The sequence below is a fragment of the Psychrobacter sp. VH5 genome, from assembly GCF_050572635.1.
GTDB lineage: Bacteria > Pseudomonadota > Gammaproteobacteria > Pseudomonadales > Moraxellaceae > Psychrobacter > Psychrobacter celer.
The window spans coordinates 1638863-1655848 of the sequence record NZ_CP192145.1 but is presented as its reverse complement, the minus strand read 5'-3'; the positions used below and the strand labels follow the sequence as shown (position 1 = coordinate 1655848).

The following is a 16986-nucleotide window of genomic DNA, read 5'->3' as shown; positions in this document are numbered from 1 at the left end:
TAATGGAAGCATATTTTACGACATTGAATACATAATTGGTGATGCTATGAACACCTTTCCATTATTTTTTAAACTAGAAAATCGCAAGGTGCTGATCGTGGGCGGTGGCGATGTGGCGCTGCGTAAGGCAGATTTGCTTAGCCGTGCTGGGGCTGCCATTACCATTCTAGCGCCAGATATCAGCACTGAGATACAAGCCTTGCTCTCAGACGATAAGCACGAGCTGATTTATAAAAATTATAATAAATTCTATATGACAGGTGCACGAGTCATCATTGCGGCGACTGATGATGAGACGCTTAATCATCAAATTCACGCTGATGCCACCGCGCTCAACATCCCCGTCAATGTGGTTGATACCCCGCATTTATGTGACTTTATCTTCCCCGCTATCGTCGATCGTAATCCCATCGTCATCGGCATCTCATCGAATGGCAAAGCGCCGGTGCTGGCACGTCTACTACGTGCACGTCTTGAAACCCTCATTCCGCAAGGCTATGGCAAGCTGGCCAAGCTGGCTGGTGAGTTTCGTAGCGAGGTAAAACGTAAAATCCCAACCCTGACAGGCCGTCGGCAGTTTTGGGAGCGTGCCTTTGAAGGTCAAGTCAGTCAGTTGATGTTTGTTGGTAATGAAACCGAAGCCGCTGCCCAGTTGCAAGCGGATTTAGATAGTACTGCCGCTGCTATTCATGATAAAGCCTATGCTGCGGAAAATACAACGCCTACGCTATCAGACGAGTCAGAAAAAAAATCACCCCCCGTAGGCGAAGTCTATATCGTTGGCGCAGGCCCTGGTGACCCAGAGCTTTTGACATTTAAAGCGCTGCGTTTGATGCAGCAAGCAGATATTGTCTACTATGACGCATTGGTATCTCCACAAGTGCTGGATCTTTGTCGCCGTGATGCAGACAAAGTGTTTGTCGGTAAAAAACGCAGTAACCATACTGTCGCGCAGCTTGGCATCAATGAGTTATTGGTCAATAGCGCCAAAGAAGGTCGGCGTGTGGTGCGCCTAAAAGGTGGCGATCCATTTATCTTTGGTCGTGGCGGTGAAGAAATTGAAAGCCTGCGCGCTCATGGTGTGCCGTATCAGGTCGTACCAGGGATCACCGCCGCCAATGCCGCTGCTAGCTATGCTGGCATACCCTTAACTCACCGTGACCACTCACAGTCCGTACGTTTTGTGACAGGATTCTTGAAGGCAGGCACGCCCAACAACAACTTTAAAAACTTCTTGAACACCGATGAGACGGTGGTATTTTATATGGGTCTGCATTCACTGGCACGTTTGACGACAGGTTTGATAAACGCTGGCCGCTCGCCTGAGACGCCGATTGCCATCGTCTCCAATGCCAGCATGCCCAATCAGCAAGTATTAACTGGCACACTTGAGAGTATCGTGGCGCTGCAAGAACAAAACCAGTTGCCCACGCCCGCCTTGCTTATCATGGGAGATGTGGTGGCGCTGCATGATGATTTGGCGTGGTACAACAAACACAATAAAGATACCGGCGATACAGAGACTAACTGGTTACGTGCAGGAACAGCTATCACGGAGCAAGATGCAAAAAAACCGATAGACCAGCAAGCCCATGCGCTCTCTATGATCGCTAATTTGGCAGCGCAGCAAGAAGAAGGTTTGGAGCAATTGGTGATTGGATAATGTTTGCTTGATTTCGAAAGGACTATAATATAGCCCTGTCAATATGTTATTGGCAGGGCTTTTTATGCGCGGGTGGCACAGCAAAGCCTAGCAATTCTTGCTAGAATGACAGCTTGCTTATAAACACCCTTCCGCTCAATGACACTCCCACTTGCCGATACCACGTTTGCGCCGCGCCTATGAAAAATTTAAAACCTTTAACTATCTTACATACCTCCGATTGGCACTTAGGGCGCAGGCTCTATGGCCGTATGCGTTATGATGAGTTTGCAGCGTTTTTGGGTTGGCTTGAAACCACCATTAGCGAGCAACACGTCGATGTACTGATTGTTGCCGGTGACATTTTTGACACCATGACACCGAGCAACCGAGCGCAGGCTCTGTATTATGAGTTTTTGGGGCGAGTCTCACGCTCCTGTTGCCAGCATATCGTCATCGTCGCAGGCAATCATGACTCTCCGACGTTTCTGGACGCACCAAGTCATGTGCTTAAGTTTCTAAACGTCCATGTCATTGGCACCGCTTGCGAGGACTTAAACGATGAGGTCTTGGTATTAGATGACACAGACGGCGCGCCGCATTGCATCATCGCCGCTGTGCCCTATCTGCGTGATCGTGATGTCCGTAGCAGTAGCGCTGGCGAGTCGATGGACAGCAAAGACGCCAATGTCATCAAAGGCATTCGCGCCCATTATGATAACGTCGCCAGTATCGCCAAGCTCAAGCAAGCCCAATTAATAAAATCCCATCAGCGTCACATTCCGATAATCGCCACAGGCCATCTGTTTGCAGCTGGCGGCACGACGACCGAAGATGACGGCGTACGTGAGCTTTATATCGGTTCGCTTGGTAAGGTGTCTGCTGACATGTTTGACGATGGTTTTGATTATGTCGCCCTTGGGCACCTGCATGTGCCGCAGCGGGTCGGCGGCCGTGAGACCATTCGCTATTCAGGCTCGCCGATTGCCATGGGTTTTGGTGAGGCGCAACAGCAAAAACAGGTGTTGCTCATACAGTTTGGCGCAGTAAAAAACGAGTTTAGTGATAAAAAACCAATGTCAAACAATACCGCTGCTCGTACCATTGCAAGCAATGTGCCTCAGATCACCCGTACAGTTGCCACAATTGAAACATCGGTAGAAAAAGCGGCTAAAAAAGTAGCCAATCAGACGAGTGGTTTTATGGATGATTTGTTTGGCTTTGATGATTCAGTAGACAATGAGGGACGCGACAAAAGCAATGTAGACGAACACCATGTAAAGCAAGAAAGCAAGGTTGATGACCTCAATTCAAATGATGTTGACTCAAAAATGACCTCGCCACCGCAGCGACTACATTTTGACAAATCATGTCAGATGCAGATCGTTTCCTTGCCTATTCCCACGTTTCAAAAACTGGCACAAGTCTCGGGTGATCTACAGTCTATCCAACAGACAATTGATAGCACTGCTCAGTCTTTAGATGACACGGAGTCTGTTTGGCTCGAAGTGATTTACACAGGTGATGAGCTGGTCAGCGAGTTACGTGAGCATATTCAGGCGATGGTAGATGGCTTGCGGTGTGAGGTACTAAAAATAAAAAACACCCGTACTTATAATAAAGTGCTAAACCAGCAGCAAACCTCTGAGACACTACAAGACTTGGATGAGGAAGAGGTGTTTGAGCGCTGTCTGCTTCTGAACAAGGTCGCAGATGAACAAAAAAACGCTCTGCGAGAAGCCTATCAGCAAGTCATATATAACTTGCGTCATGAAGACACTCAGGCGGAATAACAGCCGCTCATGTCAACTACTTTGATAACTACTCTATAGAACTATCTAAAAATAAGACCTGCTCATGCGACTGATTGAACTGCGACTAAAAAACCTCAACTCCCTAAAAGGCGAATGGCACATTGACTTTAGTGATCCTGCTTTTTTGAATGAAGGCATCTTTGCTATTACTGGGCAAACAGGCGCTGGCAAGACCACCATCTTAGATGCGATTTGTTTAGCACTCTATAGCCAAACACCACGATTGGGCGATATTACCGGCTCAACTAACGAGATCATGACCCAAGGTACGGGTGAATGCTCAGCAGAAGTTATCATCGAGATCGACTCTACACGTTATCAATGCTACTGGTACCAGCACCGCGCGCATAAAAAAGCCAAGGGTAACTTATTACCGATTAGACATGAGATCAGTGAGGTTAAAACTGGCAAGATTTTAGAAGAAAAAAAGTCCAAGACATCCGCCTATATCCAAGACCTTATCGGTATGGATTTTAATCAGTTCACCCGCTCCATCATGCTGGCTCAAGGCAGCTTTGCCGCATTTTTGAAGTCGGATATTGGTGATAGAGCAGCTATACTGGAAAAAATCACCGGCACTGCCATTTATGCCAAAATATCGCTCAATGTCCATGAAAGACACCGTACTGAAAAAGAAGCGCTTGGCAAACTACAGGCAGGCGTGAACAGTCTATCTTTACTGAGTCCTGAGGATGAAAAACGACTGGCAGCAGAGCTTGAGACGCTTAACCAGCAACAAAGTAAGCAGCGCCAACGCTTTAAAACCGTAAGTGAGCAGCTGCAGTGGCTGGAGCAGGTTGAGCAGCTACAGCAGAGCCTTGCGAGTTATCAAAAAGATTTTTCCGCAGCGCAGCATGCACAGATAGAATTTACTCCAGAGGCCAAGCGCTTGGAGCTGGCCAGTAAAGCTTTAGAGATTGACAGCCAGTTTCATAAGCTTGGCTATAGCCGAGAGACGGTCAATCGGCTTAGCAGTGAACAACATCAATTACTCAGTAATATTCCATCTCAGCAAGCAGTGCTTGCACAAGTTACGACCCATTTAAACGATATCACTGCCATTGAAAAACAAGCAACAGATAACCTGCAAACTACTCTGCCTGTTATTTCAAAAACACGCGAATTGGATGCTGAGATAAAACAGCAATTTCACTCTTTAGCAAACGACAAGCAACGTAAAGACGACTTAGTCAATAATAAGAAACGATTACATCAAGAAATAGCCAGACACAGCCAAACAGAGCAAGAGACGAAGACTCAGCTTGGCAGTCTAGAAAAGTATTTTGATGATTATAAAGAGCTAAACGACCTCGATACAGACATGGCTACCTTTGATAGCAGCTGTGGCCGATTAAAGACGCTGCTAAAAGATAATGTCGGCTTGACTACGGATAAACTTGCGTATGACCATCGAGCCGGTCAGCTACAAGCTGATTTCGATAAGCTGTCTAAGCAACAAGATTCAGATCGTTTATTAATAACCAAGCAACGCGAGCAACTTGCCAGCGTACAACAGCAGCAAGCGGCACTTATCGAAAAACAATCGCTTGCAAGTATGCGTCATGAGCAAGAGCAAGTCGACCAAATCAACATTCAGATTGCACAAGCCAGCTATAAGTTACAGCAGCTGTCCGATCTTGCTCACCAAATCGAAAATACCAAACGTTCACTACCGACGCTCAATGAAGAGTTAACGGCCTTAGAAGGACTCATTGCTGATCATCGATCAGACATTCAAGATGCCAAACTCAAGCGGCAAGAGAAGCAAGAGCATCTGAATCTACTACAAAAGGTCGCTAAGCTTGAAGACTACATAGCAGAGCTTGACAATGGATCGCCCTGCCCGCTTTGCGGCGCCACTGAGCATCCTTATGGTAAGCATCATCCATTATTAGACCGCAGTCACCAGGATACCAGCCAACACCAACCCTCTAAGACGCAACAAACACAGCAGCAAATAGCGGAACTAGAGACCGTTATTGATAACCTTGAACAAGCTTTATCAAAACACAATATCGAATATGCCACCAAAAAACAGACGCTAAATAACCAGCAGCAACAACTGGCGCCACTACAGCAGCAAGCCGAAACCTTACATAGTGATGTTCAGGCTTACCTTTCCTCGCTATTTGAGGCTAAAAACAATCACTCTGAAGCAATCGCAGCAATTATCGACCCACTTACGCAGATAAACGATAACATTGATGCGGCTACTGCGAACCTAGAGCCTAGCTTATCCTTATTAGATACCGCCAAACACGATCTAACTGAACATAAGCAGTCTCTTAAAACCATAGTAATCGAATATGACAATTTAACTGAAACTGCTGCACAGCTCAGTACGACTATTGAAGCTGATGAAAAAAGTCAACAAGTGGTCAGTCATGACATTAACAACCTGACAACTGACATTAAGCTTAACTCACAAAAAATTGTTGGGATAAAAGATAAGATCACTGCTAATTTCTCAGAATTAACGCCTCTGCTGAGCACCATTTCAGCCCTGGTAAATAAGTATCCCATGGACCAACATAAAGCATACTTAACCACAGCGCTCAATACGGCAGACTTATCTGACGCACTTACGCAGTTGGGTCATAGTTTTGATAAGCAAACCGTAATAGACAGCGCAGAATGTGACCATCATATTGAAAAACTGCGGCAACAGCGCAGCGCTTTAAGTCAGTTAAAACAACAATTCAATGAGCAAAAAAACAGCCAACAGCAGCTGACCAACACCTTAAGTAGCCTGACTGCGCAGATTGAAACCAAGCAAGCACAGCTGCACAGTGATGAAACAACGCTCAACGAGCTAGAGCGCTTAATTGCTCATAAGGTCAAGACTATCGAACAATCAAAACAAGATAGAACAGAGATTTTTGCAGATAAAGATACAGATGATGAAGAAAATAAATTACGCAATGCTGTCGATGCTGCTAAAGATAAGCAAAGAGTAGCGCAAAGGCAGCTAGATACCGTACAACAGGCATTAGAACAATTAAAGAGTAGAGAGCAGCAGCTAGCAACAGAGCTACAGTCGGCGACGACCACGCTGAACACTCAGCAAAGTATCTTTACAGACTTACTCATAGCGTCCGATTTTGTCGATGAAGCCACTTTTGTCAAAGCCCGCTTGCCCAAAGAGGAGCGTGACGCCCTACATAGACGTAAAGTAGCGATTGATACTGCGCTGCATCAAGCTCAGCTGCAGCTGGACAGTACGCAGCAAGCACTGACGCAAAGTCTTGCTGCGCCTATGACGAATGCAAGCCGAGAGCTCCTTGCTGACCAATATCAGCAGATACAAACAGACATCGACGAGTTAAACCAAAAAATTGGTGCCATTGATCAAAAGCTTAAAGACAACGAGCAGCAAAAAAATACACAAGCGGCGCAGCTGATCGCCATTGATGAGCAAAGACAAAAGCTACAAGTATGGCAGCAGCTGCATATGTTAATTGGCTCGGCTGATGGCAAAAAGTATCGTACCTTTGCCCAAGGCCTAACGTTTGAAGTCATGATTGGCCATGCCAATACGCAATTGCAAAAAATGAGTGACCGTTATTTGCTGATTCACGATGACAGCAACCCGCTTGAGCTGAATGTCATTGACAACTATCAAGGCGGTGAGGTTCGTAGCACCAAAAACCTCTCCGGCGGTGAAGGCTTTATCATCAGCCTAGCACTGGCACTTGGGCTGTCGCAAATGGCCAGTCATAATATCCGTGTCGATTCGTTATTTTTGGATGAAGGTTTTGGTACGCTTGATGAAGACTCACTTGATATCGCACTCGATACTTTGACGAGCTTACAACAAGAAGGCAAGCTGATTGGGGTTATCTCCCACGTACAAGCCCTAAAAGATCGTATCTTGACGCAAATTAAGGTCGAAAAACTCTCAGGCGGCTTTAGCCAAATCAGCGGACAAGGCTGTCGCCGAGTTGTAAAAACAGCCGCCGAAAAAGACTCATAGGCTACTTTATATGTATAAGCAGGCAGGTAAGATTGGGTTTGAGAGTAATAACGCTGATCATTGATCTTGAGTGAACTCAACTAAGTTCAACCAATAAAAAGCCACCGCTGATTATCAGCGGTGGCTTTTAAAAGAATGCTAAAAGATAGCAGCAACTGCTGTGTCCATCCTTTACCAAATTGCCTATTTTGTCACCAAACTACTCAACTCGCTCATCAGCACGGACAATGTCGATAAACCAATCTCACCATCGATGGCGTCAAGCTTATCCATTTCAGCCTCAGTTGCTGCCAATTGATCTAGATGACGCGAGCGCCATTCACTAAAGGCTTGCTTGGCATCTGGTTTTGAGAGTATCGCGTCCATCAGCATACGCAAGCTGCGTGACAGCTCATTGACTAACGCATGACGCGCGCGGCGATCCCAATAGTTTTGCTGTGGTAAGGTGGCGATATTATCCATCATCCAATCGAGCTGCAAGACATGATACGCCTCAAAGTACAATGTGGCGATTTCATCGACAGGGCGATCATATTGCTCAGCGAGCAATGCTGCATCTAGCGCATCCACGTGATATGGCAACATCGCAAACATCGTCGCATCATTTTCGGCCAAATCTTCTTGCATCAAGCTTGTGGCATCTTCTTGCAAATACTCGGCAAATTGCTGCTCAATAAACCCGCCAGATTTGGTCAGTTTTTCCACACTGTCGCTAAAGCGGCCAATCATATCAGCGACTTGTAAGTCCTGACCAAAGGCATTGATAAACCAGACCACGCCATGCTCTAGTGCATCACGCAGACGCAGCTCTAGATTTAATAGCAACGTGGCGTCCACTTGATTGTCTAACACTTCAAGCGTTTTCCATGCTTTGGAGATATTAAAGACATCACGGCTGATGGCGTAACCGCGCACGATGGTTGCCAGTGACTGCCCCGTCTCTTCATACAGGCGGAATAGCGCCTCGATACCCAACCGGTTGACCACACTATTGGTCAGGTAGGTGCTGATGATCTCACGGTGCAAGCGGTGTTGGGTCATCTCATCAAAGAAACGCGTCGCCAGCTCATCAGGGAAGTATTTGCGTAGCTCATTGATAAAATATGGCTCATCTGGCAAATCAGACAATAGCAAGTTGTCATATACCCACATTTTTCCATACGCTAAGACGACCGCCAGCTCAGGATTGGTAAGGCCTACCCCAGCTTTTTGGCGTTTAACAATCTCTTCATCCGATGGTAAATACTCAATAGCGCGGTCCAAACGACCTTCGCCCTCTAGCATTTGAATAAACCGCTGATGATCACTTAAGTTGGCGGCTGCACGGATATGACTGAGCTCAATCGCCTGTGGCTGTAGGTAGTTTTGGCGCAGTACCAGCTCGGCCACGGTATCCGTCATGGACTCTAGCAGCTCATTACGCTGCTTTAAGGTCATATCACCTTGCTCAACGACTTTGCCAAGCAATATTTTGATATTGACTTCATGGTCTGAGCAGTTGACCCCGCCTGAGTTGTCGATCGCATCGGTGTAGATGCGGCCGCCCGTCTGTGCGTACTCGATACGTCCTTGCTGGGTAAAGCCTAAGTTGCCGCCCTCACCGACCACCGCCGTGCGCAGCTCACCACCATTGACCCGAACAGCATCATTGGCGCGGTCGCCGACATCGGCGTGCGTTTCGTTTTCACTTTTGACATAGGTACCGATACCGCCGTTCCAGATTAGATCGACAGGCGACTTTAGTAATGCGCTGATCAGCTCATTGGGCGCCAAGCTATCTTCGCTGATATCAAACAGCGCTTTCATCTCAGCACTGATAGGGATGCTCTTATCGGTACGCGAAAACACGCCACCACCTTGGCTAATAAGCGATTTGTCATAATCATCCCACGTCGAGCGCGGCATCTCAAACAAGCGCTCACGCTCTGCAAACGACGTCGCAGTGTCTGGGTTGGGGTCGATAAAGATATGCAAATGGTTAAAGGCGGCGACCAGCTTAGTATGAGTGGATCTGAGCATGCCGTTACCGAATACATCACCGCTCATATCACCGATACCGACCACAGTAAAGTCATCGCGGTTTTGGATATCCATGCCGCGCATACGGAAGTGACGCTTGACCGACTCCCAGCCGCCGCGGGCAGTGATACCCATGGCTTTGTGATCATACCCAACCGAGCCACCAGAGGCAAAGGCATCATCAAGCCAAAAGTTATACTCGCTTGCTATGCTGTTTGCAATATCAGAAAAACTTGCTGTGCCTTTGTCAGCGGCGACGACCAAGTACGCATCATCTTCGTCATGACGCACGGTGTTGGCTGGCGGGACGATCTGTCCATCGACGATATTGTCGGTGACATCAAGCATACCGCGCAGGAATGTCTGATAGCAGGCAATCCCTTCTGCTTGGAAGGCATCGCGGCCATCAGCCATGGTTTTGGTTTTGACGATAAAACCACCTTTGGAGCCGACAGGAACGATCACCGCGTTTTTGACCATCTGCGCTTTGACCAAGCCGAGCACTTCGGTACGAAAATCTTCCATACGATCTGACCAGCGCAGACCGCCGCGTGCCACTTTACCGCCGCGCAGATGCACCGCTTCTACGCGCGGCGAATAAACAAATATTTCAAACATGGGCTTGGGTTTGGGCAGATTGGGGATATCGGCTGCCAAAAACTTAAACGACAAGCGATCTTTACGCTGACCCTCGCTATCGGTTTGATAAAAGTTAGTACGTACCATGGCTTTGATGAGATCCAAATACCAACGCAAAATACGGTCTTCATCGAGGCTATCTACATCTGCCAGCGCTGATAAGATCTGCTCTTCGATTTCAGCGGTTTTTTTGGCACGATTCTCATCATCATGCTTGGGGTTCATGCGTGCATCAAACAGGCTACCGAGTGCCACACTGATATCACTGTTTTTGACCACCGTTTGCTGGATATAGGTACTAGAGAACGGCGCACGAGCTTGTACCATATAGCGTGATAAGGCGCGCAGCACCACCACATCAAAGGTATCTAGCTTGGTCGTGAGCACCAGCTCGTTAAACGAATCACTCTCGACCAGCCCTGCCCAAATCTGCTTAAGGCTGTCCTCAAACTGACCGCGCACCACTTGCATATTGACTGCATCCACGTGTTCGAGCATAAGCTCATACTCTTGCATCCAGATGGGCTGCTCTGGCAAGTCAAATTCATATGTCTGCGCCGATATCACCGACACCCCAAAGTTCTCAAGGATAGGCAGTACTTTTGATAAAATAACTGGCTGCTCGCGGCCGTAGAGCTTTAAGTGTAGCTGATTACTAGCGTCGCCTGTTGATTGGTATAGGTGCCAAATCATCGGCTGCTCATCACTCAAGCCTGACAAGCGTTTGATGTCCTCCACACCAGTGTGCGCATCAAAACGCTCTTGATACGCAGCTGGGATATGACTCATAAAACGGCGGTTTAAGGCATTGGCCTGCTGCTCGCCGACATTATCTAGCAGCATTTTTTGGTAATTGTCGCTCCAAGATTGCATCAGCGCTGAGAGCTTGTCTTCAAGCGCGGCGGTATTGACCTCTTTTACTTGACCTGGCACGGTGCGCACATGGACGTGTACGCGGGCATGGGCCGATTCGTTGAATTCCGTGGTAAAGCCAGATGATGTGCCGCCATAAGCTTCTTTTAATACGTTTTGTACCTTGATACGCAGCTCAGTGTTGAACTTATCGCGCGGGATATAGACCAAACAGGAGACAAAACGCTGATAATGATCGACGCGGCTAAATAAGCGCAGGCTTTTTTTGTCTTGTAGCTGACTGATGCCAGAGACGATAGGATAGAGCTCTTCTACGCTGGCTTGAAACAGATCATCGCGAGGCAAGGTGTTGATGACATGCATCATTTTGTGATGGGCGTGACCATCGCGCGGTAGATCCGCCATTGCCATGATTTTATTGGCTTTTTCGCGCAGTAGCGGTATTTGCTGCACAGTGAGCTGATAGGCTTGTGAGGTCAGTAGCCCAATAAAGCGATATTCACCGACCAGCTTGCCGCTGTCATCGAACTTATGAATACCCAAAAAGTCCATATAAACAGGGCGATGTACAGGCGAGACGCGGCTTGATTTGGACAGCATCAAGACGCGCGGCTCGGTCAGTAGCTGCTTTAGGACGGTGGGCAGTTGGCTAAAGCTTTCTGATAGCTTGTCTTCCTCCGCGCCGCGCAGTAGCCCAAGGCCACTATTGCCGATCGCAAACAAATCTAAGTCCGCAGGCTTATCATGAGAATTGACGTTGTCCTTATTATCGACACTATCTACCTCGATGGCTTGCCCGCCCTCCAGACGATACTCGCGGTAGCCCAAAAAGATGAAATGATCGTCCAATATCCATTCTAAAAACGCCTGAATCTCTTGCTGAGAATAAAACACCTCCGGCAAGGGCTTGCAAGCCAGCTCATTTTTGACTTCCATCAATTGCGCACGCATTTGTTTCCAGTCGCCAACGACTGTATCGAGTGTGTCGATTTTATTTAGTAGCATTTGCTGGAGGGCGGCCAAGTCTTCACTGTCCTGATAGGCGATTTCGCAATGAATCATCGATAGGTGCGAGGTGGCGCTTTCATGCGCGTTATGAATGTGAGTGAGATTTCCCTCAGCGTCGCGCTCAACATTGATAATGATGTTGTACGTGCGATGAACATCGATACCTTCGGACTCTAGACTCATCAAAATCGTATCGACCAAAAACGGGCGATCATAGGCGACGATTTGAATGACGGTATGTGAGCTATGAAAATGCTGCTCTTCGGCCTTTGGGTTGAGCACCGACAATTGCGGCTTGCTGCCATCATAAGCCTTGAGCAAAGTAAAGTGATGAAGTGCCATGCCAGCTAAGTCAGCATTGCTGATATCCTTCGCCGTCTCTTGATGGAGCGGCTGATAATAGCTATGAATAAAGCGATCGAATGACGATTTATCCTTTTGTACATAACTGGTGGCGATATCGCTTATCTGGCTGATTCGCTCTTCGGCGATATTCAGAGAGTTTGGCATGTCCTTTGTCCTTTTTTATATATGTAACATACTGATATTTATTGAGTTTATTAATCTGTGCTATTTCGCTGTCCATAACGCTATCGTTTTTTATATCTGATTCGTGTGCATTTTCTATTTTTGATGCGTCTGTTAAAAAACATATAGCCAGTCAGCCTTAACACCGTTAATCTATGGCAGTTTAACGCACCTCAGGCGTCAGCTAAAGCGTACAACATCATTTCATGAATCAGCGCGATGTCGATAACCTTTACTAATGAAACAGTCAGTGGTTTTAGACTCAGATGGTGCAATATAGGCTGGCGGGCGGATACTCATGGCAATCGCTGCGCTTTTTTTGTTAGAATACGGCAGTATATTTAACAGTGCGTCAATGGTTCACATTTCTTGCTGAATACGGCGAATACTAAAGGCAATAATACTAAGGGCAAAATGTATGATGAATATTTTGGTGATTGGTTCAGGTGGCCGCGAGCATGCGCTGGCATGGCAATGTGCAAAAGACGACACTGTCAAAAATGTCTATATCGCACCAGGTAATGCAGGTACTGCTCTAGAGCCCAAATGCCAAAATGTCATATTAAATGACACCGATGGCGAGCACAGCGGTGTGATTGAGTTTTGTCAAGCCAACGCCATCGATATGGTCATCGTTGGGCCCGAGGCACCGCTGGTCTCAGGCATCGTCGATGCTTGCCGCGATGCTGGTATCAAAGCGTGGGGGCCGACGGCATATTGCGCGCAGCTAGAAGGCTCAAAAACCTTTGCCAAAGAATTTATGGCGCAAAACAACATCCCAACTGCCGCCTATCAAGGCTTTACCGATGCCGCTGCTGCCAAAGCTTATGTCGATGAGCAAGGCGCGCCGATTGTTATTAAAGCAGACGGTCTGGCCGCAGGCAAAGGCGTTATCGTAGCAGAGACGATCAAACAAGCCTACGAAGCCATCGATGATATGCTGGCAGGCAACAAGTTTGGCGATGCTGGCAGCCGCGTGGTCATTGAGCAGTTTTTGCAGGGCGAAGAAGCCAGCTTTATTTGTATGATTGATGGTGACAACATCTTGCCTATGGCGACCAGCCAAGATCACAAACGCGCCTATGAAGGTGACACAGGCCCCAACACTGGCGGCATGGGCGCATATTCTCCTGCCCCCGTCGTCACCCAAGCGGTGCATGATAAAGTGATGGCAAAAGTGATTCAACCTGTGGTTGATGCCATGAAAGCTGCAGGTCATCCTTATACCGGATTTTTATATGCAGGTCTGATGATTGATAAATCAGGCGACCCTTATGTTATCGAGTTCAACTGCCGTTTTGGTGATCCAGAAACTCAGCCAATCTTGATGCGCCTGCAGTCATCAATGGTCGACTTGGTCGCGCAAGGGCTGGCAGGTCAGCTGCCGAGTGCTGCCAAATGGGACGCGCGCCCTGCCCTTGGTATCGTCATTGCCTCTAAAGGCTATCCTGAAAGCTCATCGAAAGGCGATATCATTGCAGGCTTGCCAAAGCTTGATACCGACAATGCCAACTCAGTCAAAGTCTTCCATGCTGGCACCGCGTTTTCTGACGCAGAGGCGCAAGATCAAAACGCCAATCATCAAAAAGAAGTCGTGACCAACGGTGGCCGCGTCCTATGCGTGACTGCCTTGGCAGATAGCATTTCGGACGCGCAACAAGCGGCGTTGGCAGTGACTGGTGCGATTAGTTTTGATGGGGCGCAGTATCGCCGTGATATTGGTCATCATGCTATCGCTCGCGAAAACAGCCGCTCATAAAATGGTGATAAATACGGGCCAACTTTAGCCTACCCCATTTAATGTTTTAGCTTATTATCGCAACTCTGATCAGATCTAGTGTCATGCTAGATCTGATTTTCTTTATGCTGCATCTGTGATGACTAGCTTCATGTACTGAGCTTACAAAGTAACTGCTATCAGAGCGCATCGCCTCATCAACCCAAGGCGGTTTCTATGATACAATTTTGTACCGACCATCGCATCTCCCTTGTATTGTAGGTTTTATGCCCGCAAATCAATAGCAACCGGATGAATGATTATATTTATGGCACACGATACGTCTAAACCCTCTAGTACCAAGCACTCTATCGATAACCTAAAAACCTCAGGGTTTGAGCGCCGGATGTCGATTGCCAAAACCTCCTTAAATATTGGGCGTCGTTGGGCGGGCAACAGCGTGTCTGGTATGTTTTTAAATAAAGAAGCACGCACCGCACGCAACCAAGCCTTTATGGAGACACAAGCAAACTATCTTGCTAACGAGCTTGGCAAACTAAAAGGCTCCGTGGTCAAAATCGGTCAGATGCTCGCAATATATGGTGAGCACATACTGCCTCCCGAGATTACGCGTGCGCTGCAAACGCTCAATGATGATACCGCCACGCTATCATGGCCAACGATTGAGCAAACGCTTCATACATTGTTAGGCGATAAAATAAACGAGCTGACGATTGATCCGACCCCTATCGGTACAGCGTCTTTGGCTCAAGTACATCGTGCTACCGTTATTGCCACAGGTGAGCAAGTCGTGCTAAAAGTCCAGTATCCAGGCGTCGCGGATGCCATCAACTCAGACTTGGCTTTGTTTAAACAGTTATTAAAGGTTAGTAACATCGTGCCGCAAACGCGAGCGCTTGATGCTTGGTTTGAGGAGATACGCGACCTACTCCATCATGAGGTAGATTACGAAGCAGAAGCGGCCACGACAGAGCGTTTTTATGAGCGTCTAAAAGATGATCCACGTTATATCGTACCCAAAATCAATCGCACGTATTCTAAAAAACGTCTGCTGTGCATGTCCTATGAGCCAGGTATCACAGTGGTTTCTACATCGCTGCAACAGTTGTCGCATCAGCGCCGTAACGCCATTGGTCAAGCCGCTATCGAAATCATGATGAAAGAGATTTTTGTTTGGGGCGAGATGCAGACAGATCCTAATTTTGGCAACTATCTGGTACGCGTTAGTGAAAACGAAGACGATATCGACAAATTGGTGTTATTAGATTTTGGCGCGATACGTCAGTTTGACAACCATCTTTTGACCATCGCCCATGGTTTACTAAAAGCTGGCTATTACCATGATCATCAGGCCATGATGCGAGCCATGACTGGTTATGACTTCTTTGATAGTATGAGTCAAAAGGTCAAATCTGATATTGCTGCCCTATTCTTATTAGCCACCGAACCCTTTAGCAATCCTGCGACCAACCCTGATATTCCAGCGGAATGTCTAGATGCTGACAACCGCTATATCTGGGCAAATAGTAAGCTGCATTCTCGCCTCTCATCAAAGGCTAGCCGTGCCATGCAGTCTTTTGAATTTAATTTACCGCCAAAAGAGTTTATGTTTATCAGTCGTAAGTTTATTGGTGCCTATACATTTTTGACAGTATTAGATGCTTATACTGATTCTGATAAATTGGTAAAGCCTTATTTATAATTTTAGCGATTTTTTGACCGCCTTCTTTTAGAGGCGGTTTTATTTTTTTAATTTTTTTGCTTAGGCTATTTTATATAGTTTATTTAGCCTTGTAGGTTTATGCAAGCTTTGCCCTCTATTTTTACTTAGGCTATTTATTCTTAACTTTTATGAGTACTTAGATTCGCTCGCCATTGATCAAATCTGGTATTGTAGCCGGCAGGCTTACGCATACAGAGCTCCCAGCATATCTCACCGCGCGCCAGATACTTGACTTCGAAGTGGGTACGCTGGCTATCTTGTGGTACCTTGTAGCGCTCATTGGGTAAGCACCATACTTTCGTCGCCTGCTGCTCAGCATTATCCATATAGCTCTCAATATTGGTGGCCAATATGATCTCTCCACCTACCTGCAAACGTGATAATAAAAACTCAAAAAACGGCATGTTTAACCACTGCTGATTGAGGTTATGCTGCTCAGGATTGGGGTACAGAATAAATATCTTGGCGATACTATTCGGCTCTATCGCATGGACAATCCAGGCGATCGCATCAGCATGTATCGCATCTAGGTTCGGCAGCGCTTGGCGCTCGGCCAGTTTTGCAAAAGCATCGAATTTGTTGCGCGTACGCTCAATGGCAATCAAGTGCTGGTCTGGGTGCTCGGCGGCAAAGCTGAGCGCATGCTTGCCCTTCCCCGCTCCAATCTCTAAGAGTAAGGGCGCAGGGGTTGTTGTTTGTTGTATGATTGGAGGAATACAAAAGCTGCGCGGTGCTGAGAGCTTGTTTGGTTGAAAGGCACGCTGCTGTCGGTGCGTAAGCTCGATATGTTCGGTCATCTACTATCCTTAAAGCATTTGTCTTTTGCCATTATTCGGCCACATGCTATTATATAGTCAATCCGCGACAATAGTAATATAACGCTGGCAAGTCATGCTTCCCACCTCCCTGTTTTGGGAATGTCTTCTTATCAAAAAATCGATAAAACTGAGATAGATAACCATCAAACAAATAGCACTGATACCTTCATGCTATCTGGTCTGGCAAATATTTAGAAGTTCTTTACTATTT

Annotated in this window: 7 protein-coding genes; 5 read left to right on the top strand and 2 right to left on the bottom strand. The window is 47.0% G+C overall.

Annotated features, from left to right (window positions below; genetic code table 11):
• Nucleotides 1-46: 46 nt before the first annotated feature.
• The 3 genes from cysG to ACNFVB_RS07000 all read left to right on the top strand — a co-directional run bounded on the left by cysG (nt 47) and on the right by ACNFVB_RS07000 (nt 7429).
• Nucleotides 47-1663 (top strand): siroheme synthase CysG, encoded by a 1617-nt coding sequence (gene cysG, locus ACNFVB_RS07010; protein ID WP_430736998.1) that lies wholly within the window; start codon nt 47-49, stop codon nt 1661-1663.
• A gap of 179 nt (nt 1664-1842) precedes the next feature.
• Nucleotides 1843-3435 (top strand): exonuclease SbcCD subunit D C-terminal domain-containing protein, encoded by a 1593-nt coding sequence (locus tag ACNFVB_RS07005; protein WP_430736997.1) that lies wholly within the window; start codon nt 1843-1845, stop codon nt 3433-3435.
• A gap of 64 nt (nt 3436-3499) precedes the next feature.
• Nucleotides 3500-7429: an AAA family ATPase gene (locus tag ACNFVB_RS07000; RefSeq protein ID WP_430736996.1), complete on the top strand. Its 3930-nt coding sequence runs from the start codon at nt 3500-3502 to the stop codon at nt 7427-7429.
• A gap of 183 nt (nt 7430-7612) precedes the next feature.
• Here the strand turns inward: ACNFVB_RS07000 and ACNFVB_RS06995 are convergent, their stop codons facing one another.
• A complete protein-coding gene (locus ACNFVB_RS06995) occupies nt 7613-12478 on the bottom strand; it encodes an NAD-glutamate dehydrogenase (RefSeq protein ID WP_430736995.1) in 4866 nt (1621 codons plus the stop codon).
• Nucleotides 12479-12917: 439 nt separating this feature from the next.
• Between ACNFVB_RS06995 and purD the strand changes: the two genes are divergently transcribed.
• Together purD and ACNFVB_RS06985 are read left to right on the top strand one after the other, a co-directional pair.
• Complete coding sequence (gene purD / locus ACNFVB_RS06990) at nt 12918-14255, top strand: phosphoribosylamine--glycine ligase (RefSeq protein WP_430738486.1); 1338 nt, start codon at nt 12918-12920, stop codon at nt 14253-14255.
• A gap of 286 nt (nt 14256-14541) precedes the next feature.
• Nucleotides 14542-15936: an ABC1 kinase family protein gene (locus ACNFVB_RS06985; RefSeq protein ID WP_430736994.1), complete on the top strand. Its 1395-nt coding sequence runs from the start codon at nt 14542-14544 to the stop codon at nt 15934-15936.
• Nucleotides 15937-16076: 140 nt separating this feature from the next.
• On the opposite strand, the gene ACNFVB_RS06980 is transcribed toward ACNFVB_RS06985, so the two are convergent.
• A complete protein-coding gene (locus tag ACNFVB_RS06980; protein ID WP_430736993.1) occupies nt 16077-16754 on the bottom strand; it encodes a DUF938 domain-containing protein in 678 nt (225 codons plus the stop codon).
• Nucleotides 16755-16986 lie beyond the last annotated feature (232 nt).